Source organism: Kineosporia sp. A_224 (genome assembly GCF_002198655.1).
GTDB lineage: Bacteria > Actinomycetota > Actinomycetes > Actinomycetales > Kineosporiaceae > R-H-3.
Genome location: NZ_MWLN01000235.1, coordinates 1 through 16,455, shown reverse-complemented (window position 1 = coordinate 16,455; position 16,455 = coordinate 1). Strand labels below are relative to the sequence as shown.

16 protein-coding genes are annotated in these 16,455 nt (G+C 76.3%); 9 read left to right on the top strand and 7 right to left on the bottom strand.

Features of this window, described 5'->3' with window-relative positions; all coding sequences use genetic code 11:
* Positions 1–6: 6 nt before the first annotated feature.
* Complete coding sequence (locus tag EDJALFJO_RS31955) at positions 7–714, bottom strand: MerR family transcriptional regulator (protein WP_158220649.1); 708 nt, start codon at positions 712–714, stop codon at positions 7–9.
* A 268-nt stretch (positions 715–982) separates the two neighbouring features.
* Between EDJALFJO_RS31955 and EDJALFJO_RS31950 the strand changes: the two genes are divergently transcribed.
* The gene (locus EDJALFJO_RS31950; protein WP_088290670.1) at positions 983–1,897 is read left to right on the top strand and encodes an NUDIX hydrolase; all 915 of its coding nucleotides are present in this window, start codon (positions 983–985) and stop codon (positions 1,895–1,897) included.
* A gap of 20 nt (positions 1,898–1,917) precedes the next feature.
* Positions 1,918–2,730 (top strand): MBL fold metallo-hydrolase, encoded by an 813-nt coding sequence (locus EDJALFJO_RS31945; protein ID WP_088290680.1) that lies wholly within the window; start codon positions 1,918–1,920, stop codon positions 2,728–2,730.
* Between the two features lie 70 nt (positions 2,731–2,800).
* On the opposite strand, the gene EDJALFJO_RS31940 is transcribed toward EDJALFJO_RS31945, so the two are convergent.
* Both EDJALFJO_RS31940 and EDJALFJO_RS31935 read right to left on the bottom strand, forming a co-directional pair.
* Positions 2,801–3,478, bottom strand: coding sequence for a Crp/Fnr family transcriptional regulator (locus tag EDJALFJO_RS31940; RefSeq protein WP_233150157.1), 678 nt, complete (start codon positions 3,476–3,478; stop codon positions 2,801–2,803).
* A 206-nt stretch (positions 3,479–3,684) separates the two neighbouring features.
* Complete coding sequence (locus EDJALFJO_RS31935) at positions 3,685–4,212, bottom strand: hypothetical protein (protein WP_088290669.1); 528 nt, start codon at positions 4,210–4,212, stop codon at positions 3,685–3,687.
* A 267-nt stretch (positions 4,213–4,479) separates the two neighbouring features.
* Between EDJALFJO_RS31935 and nth the strand changes: the two genes are divergently transcribed.
* Genes nth through EDJALFJO_RS31920 form a run of 3 tightly spaced genes read left to right on the top strand, consistent with a single transcriptional unit; the run spans position 4,480 to position 7,120 of the window.
* The gene (gene nth / locus EDJALFJO_RS31930; protein WP_088290668.1) at positions 4,480–5,250 is read left to right on the top strand and encodes an endonuclease III; all 771 of its coding nucleotides are present in this window, start codon (positions 4,480–4,482) and stop codon (positions 5,248–5,250) included.
* A complete protein-coding gene (locus EDJALFJO_RS31925; protein ID WP_233150156.1) occupies positions 5,247–5,942 on the top strand; it encodes a CoA pyrophosphatase in 696 nt (231 codons plus the stop codon). Before nth ends, EDJALFJO_RS31925 begins: the two co-directional genes overlap by 4 nt.
* Positions 5,939–7,120: a MarP family serine protease gene (locus EDJALFJO_RS31920; protein WP_158220648.1), complete on the top strand. Its 1,182-nt coding sequence runs from the start codon at positions 5,939–5,941 to the stop codon at positions 7,118–7,120. The genes EDJALFJO_RS31925 and EDJALFJO_RS31920 overlap by 4 nt, the downstream gene beginning before the upstream one ends.
* Positions 7,121–7,148: 28 nt before the next feature.
* On the opposite strand, the gene EDJALFJO_RS31915 is transcribed toward EDJALFJO_RS31920, so the two are convergent.
* The 3 genes from EDJALFJO_RS31915 to nhaA all read right to left on the bottom strand — a co-directional run bounded on the left by EDJALFJO_RS31915 (position 7,149) and on the right by nhaA (position 9,900).
* Positions 7,149–8,066, bottom strand: a complete 918-nt coding sequence (locus EDJALFJO_RS31915) for an alpha/beta fold hydrolase (protein ID WP_088290666.1) — start codon at positions 8,064–8,066, stop codon at positions 7,149–7,151.
* 19 nt (positions 8,067–8,085) lie between these two features.
* Complete coding sequence (locus EDJALFJO_RS31910; protein WP_088290665.1) at positions 8,086–8,475, bottom strand: phage holin family protein; 390 nt, start codon at positions 8,473–8,475, stop codon at positions 8,086–8,088.
* 117 nt (positions 8,476–8,592) lie between these two features.
* Positions 8,593–9,900, bottom strand: a complete 1,308-nt coding sequence (nhaA, locus tag EDJALFJO_RS31905; protein WP_088290664.1) for a Na+/H+ antiporter NhaA — start codon at positions 9,898–9,900, stop codon at positions 8,593–8,595.
* Between the two features lie 260 nt (positions 9,901–10,160).
* Between nhaA and EDJALFJO_RS31900 the strand changes: the two genes are divergently transcribed.
* The 4 genes from EDJALFJO_RS31900 to EDJALFJO_RS31885 are packed head-to-tail and all read left to right on the top strand — an operon-like array spanning position 10,161 to position 15,286.
* On the top strand, positions 10,161–10,754 hold the full coding sequence (locus EDJALFJO_RS31900; protein ID WP_088290663.1) for a SigE family RNA polymerase sigma factor: 594 nt from the start codon (positions 10,161–10,163) through the stop codon (positions 10,752–10,754).
* Positions 10,751–13,072: a hypothetical protein gene (locus EDJALFJO_RS34725; protein ID WP_088290662.1), complete on the top strand. Its 2,322-nt coding sequence runs from the start codon at positions 10,751–10,753 to the stop codon at positions 13,070–13,072. The genes EDJALFJO_RS31900 and EDJALFJO_RS34725 overlap by 4 nt, the downstream gene beginning before the upstream one ends.
* A 22-nt stretch (positions 13,073–13,094) precedes the next feature.
* Positions 13,095–14,723, top strand: coding sequence for a hypothetical protein (locus EDJALFJO_RS31890; protein WP_088290661.1), 1,629 nt, complete (start codon positions 13,095–13,097; stop codon positions 14,721–14,723).
* On the top strand, positions 14,720–15,286 hold the full coding sequence (locus tag EDJALFJO_RS31885; protein WP_088290660.1) for a SigE family RNA polymerase sigma factor: 567 nt from the start codon (positions 14,720–14,722) through the stop codon (positions 15,284–15,286). The genes EDJALFJO_RS31890 and EDJALFJO_RS31885 overlap by 4 nt, the downstream gene beginning before the upstream one ends.
* Here the strand turns inward: EDJALFJO_RS31885 and EDJALFJO_RS31880 are convergent.
* Entirely contained in the window at positions 15,278–16,279 is a 1,002-nt protein-coding gene (locus EDJALFJO_RS31880; RefSeq protein WP_143448910.1) for a hypothetical protein, read from the bottom strand. The two genes, EDJALFJO_RS31885 and EDJALFJO_RS31880, sit on opposite strands and share 9 nt — an antisense overlap.
* Between the last annotated feature and the right edge of the window lie 176 nt (positions 16,280–16,455).

Genomic DNA, 16,455 nt, shown 5'->3' with positions numbered 1-16,455 from the left:
GGGCGGTCAGCCCGTGGTGGCGGCCCGCTCCGCGAGCGTGCCGTAGAGCACGCCGCGCAGCACCCCGGACGCGAGGTCCGCGACGTGGTCGACCACCTCGGGAGCGCCGGACGTCACCTCGGTGCCGAGCCGGCCCGCGAGGTCGGCCGCGCCCTCGGCGGCGCGCAGCGCGACCGTGAGGCACAGCCCGACCGGCAGGCCGCGCCGATGCAGCGCCGTCACGGCGGCGACGAGCCCGGGGCCGGCGACGATCCGCCGTCCGTGCCGGGCGACGACACCTGCGGAGAGAAGGTCCTCGACGACCGCGAGGACCGCCGGGTCGTCGGCGACCCGGGCCCGGTCGAGCAGCGGCGAGAGGTCGGCGCCGCGCTGCTGCTGCGGCACGGGCGACCGGCCGGTCCCCGCGTCGGTGAGGTCCGCCGACACCCGGGGGCCCGGCAGCCACTCGTGCGCGGACGCCGACGGCAGCCGGGTGAGGTCGATCGTGTCACCGCGCGACAGGCAGTCGGAGATGAGCGTGAGCGTGGCGCCCTGGGCCCTGGCCCGGTGGATGGCGCGCAGCCGCTCCAGATGGTGCGTCGTGTACTCCGACCGGCGGCCGACCCGCAGTGGCGGTGGGATGAGCCCGCGGGTCTGGTACGCCCGGACGTTGCGGGTGGTCATCCCGGCCGCTCTGGCCAGCTCCCCGAGGGAGAAACGCGTCTCGTCCCCCATGCGTGGTACGTCCCCGTGACAGCGCGACCGGATCGTCCCGGCCGCGGAACCTTGCAGCCGGCGGACCCCGTGCTCTGCGAACCGGCTGTCACTGCGACGGCGGACCGGGTGCAGTACCGGCCCGCCGGGCTCACGCTCGGTGCCCCTGGCGGGGGCACTCGCTACCGTGAGTCCGAGACAGTAGCAGGTGGCGATCATCGTCTGTCAGCAGGCTGATGATTCACCCGGAAGAGGTCGACGAGGGCGTCGACGACAAGGAGCGACACCCGTGATCCGACAGTTCCCGGCGCCCGCCGCGCTCGCGGCCCAGCTCACCGGAGCCGGGCCCGGCGCGGGCGGCAGCCCTGCCGGGCCGGCCCCGCTGCGGGACGCCGCCACCGTCATGCTCGTGCGCGACGGCGCCGACGGCGTCGAGGTGTTCCTCTTCCGCCGGGTCCGGAGCATGGTCTTCGCCGCGGGCATGCACGTCTTCCCGGGCGGGCGCACGGACGCCGCCGACGCCGACCCGGGCGTCCCCTGGGAGGGGCCGGACCCGGCCGTGCTCGGCGGTGCGCTCGGGGCGACCCCGGACGCCGCCCGCGCGCTCGCCGTGACCGCCGTCCGGGAGACGTTCGAGGAGTGCGGCGTCCTGCTCGCGTCACCGCCCGGCGGCGGCCCGGTCGTCGGCCTGCCCGGCGGCTGGGACGACGCCCGCCGGGCGCTGCTCGACGGCTCGACGACGCTGCCCGACCTGTTGCGGGACAACGGCCTCGTGCTGCGCGCCGACCGGTTCGCGGCCTGGGCCCGCTGGGTCACGCCGCCCGGTGAGGTGCGCCGCTACGACACCCGGTTCTTCCTCGTGCCGATGCCGCCCGAGCAGACCGCGCACGACCTCGGCGGCGAGGGCGAGCGGGCCGAGTGGGTGCCTGCGCGGGAGGCGGTGCGGCGCTGGGAGGCGGGCGAGGCGGCGATGCTGCCGCCGACGATCATCTGCTGCGAGGACCTCGCCGCGGCGCCTGACGTGGCAGCCCTGCGAGTGACGCCCCGGGCGATCTCGCCGGTCATGCCGTGGGCCGTGCGGGCAGCGGACGGCGGGGTCGTCGTCCAGGTCGTGGTCGACGAGCGCGGCGGGGGTGCCTACGGCGACCCGGCCGACGGCGCCACGGGCCCGGCCGCCGCCGAGTTCTCCGACGGCCGGTCGTGAGCGCGCGGCCGCCCGCCGGGATGCCGACCGGTGCCTGGACCGGCGGTGCTGCCGGCCCCGCGGCGCTGTGCGTGCTCGCCCCGAACGCCTCGCCGATGACGCTCGACGGCACGAACACGTGGGTGCTCGGCACTCCGGGCGGGCCGTGCGTCGTCGTCGACCCCGGACCGGACGACGCGACGCACCTGCGCGCCGTCCACGAGGCCGTCGCGGCGCGCGGCTCGACGGTCGCCGCCGTTCTGCTCACGCACGGGCACGCCGACCACAGCGAGGGGGCGGCGGTCTTCGCGCGGGCCTGCGGCAGTGGCGTCCGGGCCCTCGACCCGGCGCACCGGCTCGGCGACGAGGGCCTGGGTGCCGGGGACGTGGTCGACCTCGAGGGCGGCCGGCTCGACGTCGTCGCCACTCCGGGCCACACGAGCGACTCGCTGTGCTTCGTGCTCCGCACGGACGAGGCGCCCGCCGTCCTCACCGGGGACACCGTGCTCGGCCGCGGCACGACGGTCGTCGCCCACCCCGACGGCCGGCTCGCGGACTACCTCGCCTCGCTGCGCCGGCTCGAGGTGCTGCTCCGCGACGAGGGTGTCGGAGCCGTCCTGCCGGGGCACGGGCCGGTGCTCGCGGCCCCGGACGTGCTGCCCGCCGAGGTCGTCGCGTTCTACCTCGCGCACCGGGCCGAGCGGCTCGACCAGGTGCGGGCCGCCGTCGCCGCGGGCGCGACGAGCGCGCGCGAGGTCGTCGAGACGGTCTACGCCGAGGTGCCGCGCGCCGTCTGGCCCGCGGCCGAGCTCAGCGTCCTGGCCCAGCTGGAGTACCTGAACACGCAGCCCTGACCCGTAGCCCGTTACGGGGAAACCCAGCAGGCAAAGTGCCGCTCAGATCTCCCCGCAAGAGGGACACCCGTCAGCGGGCGCGGCGGCGCATCCGCTCGATGTCGAGCAGGACGACGGCGCGGGCCTCGAGGCGCAGCCAGCCGCGGGACGCGAAGTCCGCGAGGGCCTTGTTCACCGTCTCACGGGAGGCGCCGACGAGCTGGGCGAGCTCCTCCTGCGTGAGGTCGTGCGCGACCCGCAGGCCGTCGTCCGTCGGGCGACCGAAGCGCTCGGAGAGGTCGAGGAGCGCCTTGGCGACCCGGCCGGGGACGTCGGAGAAGACGAGGTCGGCGAGCGCCTCGTTGGTGCGGCGCAGCCGGCGGGCCAGCGCCCGCAGCAGTTGGCGGGAGACGTCGGGGCGGCCGTCGAGCCACGAGCCGAGGTCGTCGGTGCCGAGCCCGATGAGCGTGGTGTCGGCGACCGCGGTCGCGGTGGCGTTGCGCGGGCCGGGGTCGAAGAGGCTGAGCTCGCCGAACATCTCGCCGGGGCCGAGGATCGCCAGGAGGTTCTCCCGGCCGTCGCCCGAGGCGCGCCCGAGCTTCACCTTGCCGTCGACGATCACGTAGAGACGGTCCCCGGGGTCGCCCTCGTGGAAGAGGATCTCGCCACGGCCCAGCTCGACCTGCGTCATGGTCGAGCGCAGGGCCGAGGAGGCCTCCTCGTCCAGGGCAGCGAACAAGGGCGCCTGGCGCACGACGTCGTCGTCCACCGCTCCTCCTCTGCGACCGTCCGCCGGGTTCCGCGCCCGGCGTGCCAGGACGCAGTCTGCCGCACCGGACGCCCCGCCGGGTGGGCGGGGTCACACCGCGTGCCGCAGATCCGGCCCGCTCACCCGCCCGGACGGGGGCTCACCCCCGTAGCAAGGGATGAATCGGACCTCTCGCCACTCCTGCCCGCGGGCGGCGTGTCGGTGCGTCAGGAGCCGTCGGCGGCGGGCCGCGGCGGCGGCACCAGGCGCGGCCGGAACCGCTCGGCGCCGTTCTCGGCGGTCGCGAGCCGCGGCGTCCGGCGGGTGCCGGCCGCCGCCCTGGACGCCCTTGTCCGGGACGGCGTGCTCGTGGGGCGGGCCGGGGCGGCCGCCATCCGGGCCCGCGGGACGCCGGCGGCGCGGGCCGCCGCGCTCACCCCGGGCCGCAGGGCGCAGGCGTACGCGTCGAGCTCGTCGAGGGCGGCGCGCAGCCTCAGCAGGACCGCGGCCTCGGTGCAGGCGTCCTCGACGTGCGGGATGCCGAGCAGCCCGCGCAGGTCGACCGGCGGCGGGCAGCCGCCCGGCAGCGGGTGGCTCGCGAGCTCGTCGATGTCGGTGACGGCGGCGACGGCCAGGTCGAGCCGGGCGGCGACGAGGCGCCGCCAGTGCTCGACGTCGCGCAGCTCGGCGACGAGCTGCTGGTACGCGTCGAGGGCGTCGTCCCGGGTCGATCCCCCGGGCAGTGTCACCGACATGCCGTGTCCCTCCTGTTCGCCCGTCTCGTCGGGGTGCTGCTGGTGCGTCGCTGTCCGTCGCTGTCCGTTGCCATCGGTCGTGTGCGCCGGGGTGCCCGGCACGTTGGGGTTCGTCGGCGGCGGGGGGCCGCTTGAGGCGGTGATCCACCGCACCACCCCCGTGGCGCAGGGCGCTCACCCGGTTGCGCGCGCACGACCCGCTCGGCGGGCGGCACCGTCCACCCGGACGGGCGACGGCGGGAGCGCCGGGGATCGTAGGCTGGGCGGGTGAGCACCCCCGAGACGCCGCTGGCGCGCACCCGCCGGGCCCGGCGGATCAACAGCCTCCTCGGGGAGCGATACCCGGACGCGCACTGCGAGCTCGACTTCCGCGACCCGCTCGAGCTGCTCGTGGCGACGATCCTGTCCGCGCAGACGACGGACAAGCGGGTCAACCTCGTGACCCCGGTGCTCTTCGCGAAGTACCGGACGGCGGCCGACTACGCTGCGGCGGACCGCACCGAGCTCGAGACGATCATCCAGTCGACGGGTTTCTTCCGGGCCAAGTCGGACTCCCTCATGAAGCTCGGGGCCGCGCTCGTCGCGGACTTCGGCGGCGAGGTGCCGGGTCGGCTCGACAGGCTCGTCACGCTGCCCGGGGTCGGCCGCAAGACCGCGAACGTGGTGCTGGGGAACGCGTTCGGCGTCCCGGGGATCACCGTCGACACGCACTTCGGCCGGCTCGCACGGCGCTTCGGGTGGACCGAGGAGGAGGACCCGGTCAAGGTCGAGGCCGAGGTCGGGGCGCTGTTCCCCAAGCGGGACTGGACGATGCTGTCCCACCGGCTGATCTTCCACGGCCGTCGCACCTGCCACGCCCGCCGGCCCGCCTGCGGCGCCTGCCCGGTCGCCCGGCTCTGCCCGGCGTACGGCGAGGGCGAGACCGACCCGGCGGAGGCCGCGAAGCTGCTCAAGGACGCCGCGTTCGAGCACACCCTGTCCGAGGCCGCGCTCGTCGCCGGTGCCGGCCGTGGCGCCCAGGCCGGTGACCGCGCGTGACCGCCGACCCCGTGCAGCACCTGCCGTCGTCCCGCGCGGACCAGCCGGACGGCGGCTGGCCCGAGTGGTTCGTCCCGCTTGCCGACATCATCGGCCGCACCCCGGCCGACGCGCTGAGCCGGTTCCGCCCGCCGCCCGGGCACCGGCGCGCGTCCGCCGTCCTCATGCTCTTCGCAGAGGGCGAGCACGGGCCCGACGTCCTGCTCACCGAACGCTCGGCGACGATGCGCTCGCACGCCGGGCAGGTCGCCTTCCCCGGCGGGGCGATCGACCCCGGCGACGGCGGCCCGGTCGGCGCGGCGCTGCGCGAGGCGCAGGAGGAGACCGGCCTCGACCCGTCGGGCGTCGTCGTCGCGGGCACCCTGCCCGACCTCTACCTGCCGGTGAGCGACTTCGCGGTGACTCCGGTCCTCGCCTGGTGGCGGACGCCGTCCCCGGTCGGGCCGGTCGACGCCGCCGAGGTCGCCAAGGTGGTCCGGGTGCCGCTCGCCGAGCTCGTCGACCCGGCCAACCGGTTCCGCTGGCGGCACCCGAGCGGGTACATCGGCCCGGGCTTCCGGGCGGGCGGCCTGTTCGTCTGGGGCTTCACGGCCGGCATCGTCGACAGGCTGCTGCACCTGTCCGGCTGGGAACGTCCGTGGGACGCCACACGTGTGGAGACCATGAGCCTGCCCCGGGACGACGCCTCGTGATCGACGTCGTCCTCGTCCTCGTCCTGCTGGCCTACTCGGTGTCCGGGTTCCGCCAGGGCCTCGCGCTGAGCGCGCTGTCGCTCGGCGGGTTCGTGCTCGGTGCGTTCGTCGGCATCCTCGCCGTGCCGCTGCTCGCCGAGCGGCTCGACGCCGGCCCGCAGCGCTCGTTCGCCGTGCTGGCCGCCGTCCTCGTGCTCGCCTGGCTCGGGCAGGTCCTCGGCGCGTTGATCGGCGGCCGGCTGCGCGACCAGCTGCCCAAGGGCGGTGCGCGGCACGTCGACCAGGCGCTCGGCGCGGTCGCGGGCATCGTCGCCGCGGCCGTCGTCATGTGGTTCGTCGGCGGTGCGCTGCGCAGCGTGCCCGCCGTCTCCAGCGCCATCGGCTCCTCGCGCGTGCTGCAGGGCATCGACGCGGTCATGCCGCAGAAGGCGAGCACGCTCGCGAGCCGGTTCCGGGAGAGCGTCGCCGCGAGCGACTTCCCGCGGGTGTTCAGCGGTGCCGGGCCCGAGCAGATCTCGCCCGTGGACCCGCCGAGCGAGACCGCGGTGTCGGCGGCGGTCGCCAAGCGCGTCAAGGCCGCGACGGTGAAGATCACCGGGGACGCGCGCAAGTGCGGGCAGACCCAGGAGGGCAGCGGCGCGGTCGTCGCGCCCGAGCGGGTCGTGACGAACGCGCACGTCGTCGCGGGCGTGAGCCGCCCGCAGATCCAGCTCGGCGGCACGGGCCGGCGCTACGCGGGCAAGGTCGTGCTCTTCGACCCGCAGCGCGACCTGGCCGTCATCGCGGTGCCGGGGCTGCCGGCGTCCGCCAAGCCGCTGCCGATCGGCGCCGACATCGCGCGCGGCGCCGACGCCGCCTTCGCCGGCTACCCGCGCAACGGGCCCTACGTGCTCGGTGCCGCCCGGGTGCGATCGGTCCTGCGGGCCAGCGGCGACGACATCTACGGCAAGCCCGGTGCGGTCCGGAGGGTGTACTCGCTCTACGCGACGGTGCAGCCGGGCAACTCCGGCGGGCCGGTCGTCGACGCCCAGGGGGCGCTCGTCGGCGTGGTCTTCGCGAAGTCGCTCGACGACGCGAACACCGGCTACGCGCTGACGATGCAGGAGGCCCGCTCCGACATCGACGCAGGGGTGGGCGCCGTCGACGCGGTCTCCACCGGGGGTTGCGCGGCGGGCTGACGCGCCCGCCTGATCCCGGCCGAACGCCTCAGGCGTCGAGGCCCTTGAGCCACGTGAGGAGCGCCTGGGTCACGGTGTCCGGGGCCTCCTCGGGGAGGAAGTGCCCGGCTCCGGGGACGACCTCGTGCGTCCACGGCCCGGCCACCCACTGCCGCGACCGTTCGACGGCCCCGGCGGGCACGAAGCGGTCGTCCGCCCCGGCGAGGGCGAGCACGGGGACCTCGATCGGCACGTCCACCCCGGCGGCGAACCGGCGGCCGTCGCGCCGGTAGCGCGAGCGCAGGGCCCAGCGCAGGTACTCCAGCGAGGTGTGCGCGACGAACGGCACCTGCATGGCGCGCTCGTAGCGCTCGAGCGTCGCGGCGTCCGGGTAGCCCGGGCCGCCCCAGGCGGTGAGCAGGTCGCGGACCTCGGTGCCGTGGGCGAGCCGCCGCTCGGGCAGCATCGGCACCTGGAACGACAGGACGGCGGCCGCGGCCGCCCGCTCGTCGGCGCCGCGCACGAGGGCGGTCGCGAAGTACGGCCGCAGCAGCAGCGGGTGCGCCGCCGAGACGACGGCGACGGCCCGCGTGACGCGCGGCGACAGGCCCGGCATCGACCACGCGACCCAGCCGCCCCAGTCGTGCCCGACGATCACCGCGTCGGACTCGCCGAGCGAGCGGACGACGCCCGCGACGTCCGCCGCGGTGGTCATCGTGTCGTAGCCGCGGGGCGGCTTGTCGCTCGCGCCGTAGCCGCGCAGGTCCATCGCGGCGACCCGGTAGCCGGCCGCCGCGAGCGCGGGGAGCTGGTGCCGCCAGGCCCACCAGAACTGCGGGAAGCCGTGCAGGAGAAGGACGAGGGGGCCGTCGCCCGTCTCCGCGACGTGGAAGCGCGAGCCGTTCGCGGCGACGAACCGGTGCCGCCACGGGCCGTCGACGAGCACCTCGGAGGAGTCGACGCTCATCCGCCGGCCGCCGGGGGCGTCATCCGACGCGGGCGGATCCCGGCTTGACCGCCGCGATCGCCGCCTTCGTCGAGCGGATCGTCCGCTCCGGCGGGCGCACCTTCGAGACCTGGCCCTTGCCGACGAGCGCGAGGATCCCCGCGACGACCAGGAGCGCCACCCCGAGCACGAGGAACGCCGCCCAGGCCGGCAGCCCGGCCTCGGTGAGGCCGTAGCCCGCCGAGATCGTCAGGATGATCGAGGCGAGGAAGCCCAGGTACCCGGCGGCGCCGAACATGCCGGCCCCGACGCCCACCCGCTTGGCGTCCTGCGCGAGCTCGGCCTTCGCGAGGGCGATCTCGGCCCGGACGATCTCCTGGACGTCGGCCGTCGCCTCGGCGACGAGCTGGCCCAGCGTGCGTTCCGTCATGGCTGCCTCCCTGCCCGCGCGCGGCGTGGCCGAACCCTTCGGGCGGCGCCCGGGGGCCCGGACCGCCCTCCGCACGAGCCTAGAGGGTGATCGCGGGCCCGCCAGGGCGGGAGGGCATCAGCTCTGCCCGCTCGGCTGTCCGGCCGGCTGCCCGGCCCCGGCCGCGTCCCGGGCCTCCGCCTCGGCGAGGAGGCGGTAGTGCCGGTCGCGCCGGCGCAGCACGACCGCGGCGAGCGCGGCGGCGACGAGCGACCCGGTGAGGACGGCGGCCTTGACGTGGTCGTCGCGCTCGCTGCCCGCGCCGAAGGCGAGCTCGCCGATGAGCAGCGAGACGGTGAAGCCGATGCCTGCGAGCAGGCTCACGGCGAGGACGTCGCTCCAGTCGAGGTCGTCGGACAGCTCCGCGCGGGTGAAGCGGGCCGTGAGCCAGGTGCCACCGAGCACCCCGACCGCTTTGCCCAGGACGAGCGCGACGGTGATCCCGACGAACACCGGGTCGCGGACGGCCTCGCCGAACCCGCCGCCGACGACGGTGACCCCGGCCGCGGTGAGCGCGAAGACCGGGACGGCGACGCCGGCGCTGAGCGGCCGGACGACGTGCTCGAGGTGCTCGCCGATGCTGTGCTCCTCGCCGGCGCGGGCGACGACCGGGACGGCGAAGCCGAGCAGGACGCCGGCGACGGTCGCGTGCACGCCGGAGGCGTGGACGAGGGCCCACGTCGTGACGGCGAGCGGGACGAGCAGCCACGGCGTCGTGATCCCGCGGCGGGTGACGAGGGCGAAGGCCGCGAGCGGGACGAGCGCCCCGGCCAGCGGGAGCAGCGCGAGGTCGCTCGTGTACGCGACGGCGATGATCGTGATGGCGATGAGGTCGTCGACGACCGCGAGGGTCAGCAGGAAGGACCGCAGCGCGGTCGGCAGGTGGCTGCCGAGCACGGCGAGGACGGCGAGGGCGAACGCGATGTCGGTGGCGACCGGGATCGCCCAGCCCTGCGCCGTCCCGCTCTCGCCGGCCGCGAAGGCGAGGTAGACGCCTGCCGGCAGCAGCACGCCGCAGATCGCCGCGACGACCGGGAGGGCGGCCTTGGCGGGGTCGCGCAGGTCGCCCGCGACGAGCTCGCGCTTGAGCTCGACCCCGGCGACGAAGAAGAAGATCGCGAGCAGCCCGTCGGCGGCCCAGGCCGCGACGTCGAGCCGCAGGTGCAGGCCGTCGAGCCAGGCCGGGCCGAGTGTCGTGCCGAGCATCGTCGAGTAGCCCTCGCGCCACGGCGAGTTGGCCCAGACGAGGGCGATCAGGGCGCCGGCGAGCAGGAGGGCGCCACCGACGGTCTCGGTGCGCAGGATGTCCGCGACGTAGGTGCGCTCGCGGTCGGTGACCTTGTCGAAGATGCGGCGGACGGCGCGTCCAGGCGTGGGCAGGGTCATGGAGGCTCCCTGGGTCGGAGGTCGGGGCGGTGCATCGACGGCGACGCATGACGTCGTCCGTGCCGACCAGGCTTCCCGGCGCTCCGTGACCCATTGTATGCGGCGATCACGATCCGCTGCCGGGTGAGACGGCGAGATCCGCCTCACCCGGGTACGTGTGACCGGGGTCACGTCCTGTCGCTCCCTCCGTCGCCCCGTCGGTGGGCGTGGGAGCGGTGAGAGGGTGTCGCATCGCGGCGCCCCGGCGGGAGGGGACGGCAGTGCTCGGACGGCGGTCGGCAGCGGACGGCGCGGAGGAGTCCTTCCGCGCGTTCGTCGTCGCGCGCCGCCCGGCCCTGCTGCGGACCGCGTGGCTGCTCACCGGCAGCCGGGACGACGCCGAGGACCTCGTGCAGACCGCGCTCGTGCGGGCCGCGCGGCACTGGGCCCGGGTCGTCGCGGCCGGTGACCCGGAGCCGTACGTGCGGCGGGTGCTCGTCACGGCGCACGTCTCGGCCTGGCGGACGGCGTCCCGGCGGGTCGTGACGACCCCGCTCGACGGGGCCTTCGACGCGACGCGCGACGGGCCCTTCGAGGGACCTGCCGACCGGCCGTCCGCGGACAGCGAGCGCGCCGACGACCGGCTCGTCCTCGCGGCGGCCCTGGCCCGGCTGACGCCCCGGCAGCGCGCCGTCCTGGTGCTCAGGTTCTACGAGGACCTCACCGAGACCCAGACCGCCGCGGCGCTCGGGATCGGGCTCGGGACCGTGAAGTCGCAGACCCGGCACGCGCTCGCGCGGCTGCGCGACGTCGCCCCCGAGCTCGCCGCGTTCGCCCCCGCCCGCACACCGGACCACGAGGAGGTGACGTCGTGAACGCCCTGGACCCGTTCGAGGAGAACGACTTCCGCGCCGTGCTGACCCTGCTCGCCGAGGGTCGGCCGGAGCCCGCCGTCACCGACCTCGTCGCGGCGCAGCAGGCCTGGGCCCTCGCGCACCGGCCGGCGCTGCCGCTGCGGGTCGCGCGCGCGGTGCGGGAGGCCGTCCGCACGGCGGCGCGGGAGCACCCCCGGCTCGTGCTGCCGGCGCTCGCCGGGCTGGTGCTGATCCTCGTGCTCGGCGCGCTCGCGGTGCTGCCGGCGCTGCACGTGTCGAGGCCGCAGCCGGCGACGACGCCGAGCGGGCCGGGGGCGTTGCCGGACCGGCTCTGGGCGCCGTGGCCGGGGACACCTCTCGTCACTGACCGGCCGCTCTCGCGGGCGGCATACGTCATCCGGGCGAACGACGAGCAGCAGACGGTCGAGGAGGCGCGCGCCAGCGACGGGAGCGGCGCGGCGGGCGAGGTCCGCTCCTATGTGGTGGGCGCCGACACCGGGGAGTACCGACGCCTACCGGAGTCCTCCGAGTCGACGGTGCTGTCCCCGGACGGGCGCCGGGCGGCGTGGGCGACGGCGCCGGAGGTCGACGGGCTGCGAACCCAGCCGTCGACGACCGTTGTCGTCCTCGACCTGCCGACCGGATCGCAGCGCCAGGTGACGATCCCAGGCGTCTGGAACGCCGGGACCTCCGTCGACGGGCTCGCGTTCGACCGGAGCGGGACCCGGCTGGCGGTCTGGGGCGGGGCCAACTACGACACCTCTGCCGGCGTATCGACCGCTCACGTCATCGAGATGGGCGCCGTCGGGAGCTCTGCGGGCCTACGACTGCAACGGCTGTGCATGAACTGCGCGGGGCCGCTCGCCTGGTTCGCCGACGGCCGGCTCGGGGTCGAGGTGGTGGACGAGCGGCTGGCGGTCACCGGAGGACCCGGTGTCACGGTGTCGCCGATACCGGCTGTGCGGTTGCCCCGCCTCGGTGGAATCGATGTCGGGCGGGTCGTGCTCATGCCTGCCGACGGGTCGGTGCGCTACGGGGTGACGATGCGTGAGGAGTCGCCTGCGGACGACACCAAGGAGCGCTACGCCCTCGTCGCCTGGCCGGTCGCCGGCGACGAATGGGAGACCGAACTCGGTCTTTCGTCGGAGGTCCGGGGCCTCGCTGCCGTGTCCAACGGTGTTGTCGTCGAGCGCTGGGACCTCGACCCTGAGATCGGTCTGGGCGCAGGCATCCGGCCGCAGGTCGAGCTCGTCACACGATCGGGCCGCGCGCCGCTGACGACGACCGACGACAGTCTGCTCGTCGTCGACGTGGCGACCGACGTGGTCGAGGGCGGCCGCGTCGTGCCGGGGGTGCGGCCGGAGCGCGGCGCGGATCTCGCGGCCGGGCTCGTGTCCTTCGCTCGCGGCGCGCTGCTCGTCGTCGGGGTGCTGCTCGCCGGCGTCGCCGGGCTCGCGGGACTCGTGGCGGCTGCCCGACGGTCACGGCGTGTCCTGTTGGCCTCGCTGACGTTGCGCACGGCCCGGTTCGTCGCTCTCTGCGTGACCACACTTGCCGGGGTGGGCCTGCTCGCGGCCCCGGCCGTCGTCGAACCGCTCTGGGCCTCGCAGCAGCCCCGGGCAGAAGACGGTGCCCCGGCCCTCGTCCCGCAGATCGTCGACGACCGGCGGGTCAGGCCGCTGCGCGCCTTCGACCGTGCGGCGACCCCGCGGACGACCCGGGTCGCGGCCGCGTTCGTGGCGACGGCGGGTGGCAGGCACGGGGTCTACGGCATCGATCCGGCCACGGCGTCGCTCGTGCGGCTCGAAGACCTGCCCGGCGTCCCGGCCGCCTACCGGGATCGCGCGGCTGGCGAGGGACTCGCGCTCAGCCCGTCGGGGCGGTGGGTCGCGCTCTGGGCGGACGGCGTCCCGGAGCGCCGGGTCGCCGTCGTCGATCTGGCGCGCGCGCAGGTCACTCTTCGTCCGAGGGATGCCGGCACTGCCTGGGTCTCCGTCGACGACGGTGGGGCGCTACGGTCCGTGGCCCCGCCGTCCGACCCCGCACGGATCCCGCCGATCCCGACGACCGTCCGGCTGCCCGTCGAGGGTCCTTTCCTCGTCGCGCCCGGTGTTCTCACCGACGTGCACCAGACCGCCTTCATACCGCTGGACCAGCCGTGGTGGACCTGGCTCGGCACCCCGCAGGCGGCCGCCGTCGGCCGGATCCTCGCCATCGCGGGCGGTCTGGTCTGGCTGGGGCTCGGTCGGACGTGGCTCACCCGGCGCGTCGGTCCGGGGCCCACCCGTCCGCGGCTCCCGCGACGTGTAGGAGGCTGACACCGACCTCCCGGGGGGGACCATGACCGCCGACCGCACCGCGCCCGTGCTCGACGTGGACCGTCTCGACGCCGCTGCCGACGCGGCGCTGGCCGGCGTCCGGCTGGACCTGGTCGCCGTCCGGGCGCGGGCCGGGAGCGCTCGCCGCGACCGGGTGCGCCGGTGGGGGCTCGTCGCCGCGGCCGCGGCCGCCGTCCTGCTCGTCGTGTCGATGGTCGGCGGGGGCGTCGGTGCGCTGCGCGGGTCGCCGCAGCCGGCGGCGACGCCGAGTGGACCGGGGGCGCTGCCGGAACGGATCTACCCGGTGCCGCGGCTGGTCCCGAGCGTCACCGACCACCCGGTCGCGCGGGTCGCGCTGGTGCTTGCCGGCGAGCTCACCGACCTGGGCTGGGGCGGGCCGTCGACGGTCACCGGTCCGGTGCTCGTCTCCGCGGACGGCGGGGCGTACCGGAGGCTGCCGGGCGGTCGCGCCATGGCGGTGTCGGTCAGCGGTGACGGCCGGACCGTGGCGTGGGCGCAGGCCCGCGAGGAGGTGCCCGACGGCGTCCCCGTGGAGGTCTTCGGCCAGATCCAGGCCCAGGACGCGGTGCGCTGGGTCGACGTCCGGACCGGCCGGGCGCGGGCGGTGACCCTGCCGCACGGGCCGGACGAGCTGCTCGCCGTGACGTGGACGTCGCTGTCGCCCGACGGCTCGGCCGTCGCCGTGGCGACCCTCCGGACGATGCGTCAGGGAGGGGAGACGATGGCCCGCAGCGAGGTGTGGACCGTCGACACCCGCTCGGGCACCGTCCGGACGGTGTGCGAGGCCTGCGAGGCGGACCTGGCGTGGGACGGCGCGGGCCGGTTGCTGGGTCGTCACGACAACGGCACCGTCCCGGCCGAGGCCGCGGGACCGATCCCGCCCACGGAGGACGTCGGCGACAGTTGGTCGACGCTCGTGGCTTCCCATGCCTCGTTCGTCAGCGCCGACGGGACGCACCGGCTGCTCCTCGTCCAGGGGGACCCGAGCAGTCTCGGCACACCGGACGACTACCGCCTCGTCGAGGTCGACCTGACCGGGACGACCGTGCGGTCGCTCCCGCTCGGGAAGCAGATCGGCGCGACGATCCTCGCGTGGACCGGCGACCAGGTCCTCCTCAGGCTCGACGAGCAGGCCGACGCGGCGGCGTCCGGGCTGCGCAGCGAGGTGCTGCGGGTCGACCTCGGCACCGGTGCCAGGACCCGGCTGCTCGACGCCTTGGACCCGGACGGCTCCGGCTACCCGGTCGTCGACGCCGTCGCTCGCGACGTCGCTGCGACCGGCCGCGTCGTGGCGACCCCGGCGCCGGCGTCCCCGAGGTGGTCGCCCGCCGTCGCGGTGCTGGACGTCGTGCTGAGCCCGTTGTTCCTCGCCGTCGTGGGCCTCCTCGTCGGCCCGTTCGTCGTCGGGATCGTCGTCCGGACCGTGCGGCGCCGTCGGCCGCGGCGCGGGGCAGGCACCACAGGGGCGGAGCTGCAGTCCCGCCTCGCGGAGGCCGCCGCCGAGGCCGGCCGTGACTTCTTCGGCGGTGCGCTCGACCGCCGGGCGCGGCCGGGCATGCGCAGCACCGCCCCCCACCGGGCCGACCGGCCGAACGACGCCGGACCGGCGGACGAGGAGCCGGCGCCGTGACCGCCGTGACGCTCGAGGAGTTCGTCGCGGCCCGCGGCCAGGCCCTGCTGCGCCTGGCGTGGATGCTCACCGCGGACGCGGACGCCGCGCAGGACGTCGTCCAGGACGCGCTCGCCCGGGTGCTCCCGCGCTGGAACCGGATCGCGGCGGCGGGCGACCCGGAACCCTATGTGCGGCAGACGATCCGCTCGGTGTGGATCGACGCGTGGCGGCGCTCGGAGCGGCGGCTCGCCGTCGTCCCCGACGCGCTCGACGACCTGCCCGACGGCGGCGGGCCGGACCCGGCGGTGGAGGGGACCGCCGTCCGGCTCGCCGTCGGGGAGGCGCTCGCACGGCTGACGCCGCACCAGCGGGCGGTGCTCGTGCTGCGCTTCTACGAGGACCTCACCGAGACCGCGACCGCCGACGCGCTCGGCTGCTCGGTGAGCACCGTGAAGTCCCAGACGAGGCACGCCCTGGCCCGACTGCGCGTGCTCGCCCCCGACCTGGTCCTGCTCCACGAGCCGGTGGCCCTTGATCGTGGCCGATCCCGCGGCGGTCTGCCGCGGGATCGGTCACGATGACGGCGTTCCGAACCGGCACACCGGGCCGCAGGGGGTGGGGCGGCCGCTCCAGCCCTCCTGCGCGAGCACGTCCGCGACCTCGGCGGCGACCCAGCACGGGTCCTCGAGCACCTCGCGCCAGCCGTAGCCGAGCCGGCGCCGCCGCGACCGCTCGGCGGAGTTGTCGCGGCGCCGGTCGAGGTGCAGGGCCCAGCGCGGGTGCGCCTCGAGCCCGTCGAGCTCGACGACGAGGCGGCCGTACTCGACGTCGCGATACCGGTTGCGCGGCAGGCCGGTCGGCCCGTCCGACCGGCGTTCCTGCCGGTTACGCCGCCCCCGCGGCAGACCGTGCGGCCGCTCGACGGTGCGCAGGTAGCGCCGCTCCAGCGCCGACCCGACACCCTCGGCCGCCTCGCCGAGGACGTCGTGCAGCAGCGCGCGGTGCCGGTGCCGGTTGCGGCCGGCGAGCGCCAGGAGGATCCGGGCCGGGGTCGTGCGGCGGCTGTTCGTCGCCCGGAGCACGAGGTCGATGAGCGTCACGGTCGAGGGCGTGTCCGTCGCGTCGAGCAGTGCCGCCTCGAGGCGCAGCCGCTGGGGCGACGCGGACGGGTGCACGACGTCGTCCAGCCGCCGGCGCCGCACGACCCGGACGCCGGCGCCGGCGACGACGTGCCGGTCGTCGGGGATGCACACCGTGACGGCGTCGGGCGGGTCGGGCAGCACGCCCCACAGCCAGAGCGCCGTCGTACCGCCGAGCGCCGCGCCCGGGCCGGCCGCGAGCAGGGCCGCCCACGCCTTCGCCCGCGGCGCCGGCTCGCCGCCGAAGGTCAGGTAGACCCCGGGGCGGACGGCGTCCCAGCGGTGCCGGTCGAGCAGCGCCCCGACCTGGCCCTCGCCGTACCCCAGCTCGAGCAGCTGCCGGCGCGCGACCACCCCGGCCTGCTCCGCCGCGAGGACCTGCCAGCGGTCGAGCCGCGTCGCGCGCGCCGTCGCACGCCTGTCCCGCCCCACCACGGCCCCGAGCATGCCCCGAACGGCGGCAGACGTGCTCTGCTCATCCACAGGCCAGCGCTTGCCCCGTGATCGTGACCGACTGCCCGGCACAGTGCCGCGGGATCCCCCACGATCAGACGACTTCGCCGTGCCCTCCAACCTGGGGGCGCGCGGCTGCGTCTTGGTCGGTGTCGGGG

Bases quoted from the DNA above. Each gene is read 5' to 3' on its own strand.
- EDJALFJO_RS31955 (WP_158220649.1), bottom strand. From the start codon at position 714: ATGGGGGACGAGACGCGTTTCTCCCTCGGGGAGCTGGCCAGAGCGGCC.
- EDJALFJO_RS31945 (WP_088290680.1), top strand. From the start codon at position 1,918: ATGCCGACCGGTGCCTGGACCGGCGGTGCTGCCGGCCCCGCGGCGCTG.
- EDJALFJO_RS31935 (WP_088290669.1), bottom strand. From the start codon at position 4,212: ATGTCGGTGACACTGCCCGGGGGATCGACCCGGGACGACGCCCTCGAC.
- EDJALFJO_RS31915 (WP_088290666.1), bottom strand. From the start codon at position 8,066: ATGAGCGTCGACTCCTCCGAGGTGCTCGTCGACGGCCCGTGGCGGCAC.
- EDJALFJO_RS31910 (WP_088290665.1), bottom strand. From the start codon at position 8,475: ATGACGGAACGCACGCTGGGCCAGCTCGTCGCCGAGGCGACGGCCGAC.
- nhaA (WP_088290664.1), bottom strand. From the start codon at position 9,900: ATGACCCTGCCCACGCCTGGACGCGCCGTCCGCCGCATCTTCGACAAG.
- EDJALFJO_RS31890 (WP_088290661.1), top strand. From the start codon at position 13,095: ATGACCGCCGACCGCACCGCGCCCGTGCTCGACGTGGACCGTCTCGAC.